This window comes from Italian clover phyllody phytoplasma str. MA1 (genome assembly GCF_000300695.1).
Classification (GTDB): Bacteria; Bacillota_I; Bacilli_A; order Acholeplasmatales; family Acholeplasmataceae; genus Phytoplasma.
The window spans coordinates 1-646 of record NZ_AKIM01000152.1 but is presented as its reverse complement, the minus strand read 5'-3'; the positions used below and the strand labels follow the sequence as shown (position 1 = coordinate 646).

The window sequence follows — 646 nt, the reverse complement described above, 5'->3', positions numbered from 1 at the left end:
GAACTCCGTCATGAAATCAATAAACTCAAAGAACAAATAAAAGAAGAACAAAAAGCCCATGAAGCAACTAAAGTAAAATTAAAAGAAAACAGTGATGAATTAACCCAACAAATAACAGAATACGATAAAATTAAAAACACCATAGACAACCAAAAAACCTGGAAAGGTTCAATTCAACCCTTTACTACAAAAATTAAAGACGATGTAAATGACACATCTATTAAAATAAAATCTTGGTTCAAAAAATGGTTTTAATTAAAATCCAAAAGTCAAATATGTTAAAATGTTGGTATGTTATAAATTACCCGAAAGGAACTAATCATGTTTAATATAAAAAAAATCATTAAATGGGTTTTTATCGTATTAGGGATACTTCTTTTTTTATTTATCGGTTGGATTGTTTTAACCGAAATGGAAATCATTAAATTATCGAAAGAAGAAATTCCTATTTTAAACGAAACCAAAGCTGATACCAAAAACGAATGGGAAGAAACTGATCACCGAGGAAGAACTCAATCAATGATTGAAATTCATTATACCTTTGACGGCCTTAATGGCATTGGTTATTATCAACAACAACTTGCTAACAAAGAGAACATCAATTTTTATGAATTAGGAACCATCAAAGAACGCCTCGAAAACCAAA

General features: G+C 28.9%; 2 pseudogenes. Both read left to right on the top strand.

Going from position 1 to position 646, the window contains the following annotated elements:
• Positions 1–255: pseudogene (locus RI01_RS03070) on the top strand (ATPase); the annotation flags it as partial.
• A 66-nt stretch (positions 256–321) separates the two neighbouring features.
• Positions 322–646 (top strand): annotated as a pseudogene (locus RI01_RS03065) (effector); the annotation flags it as partial.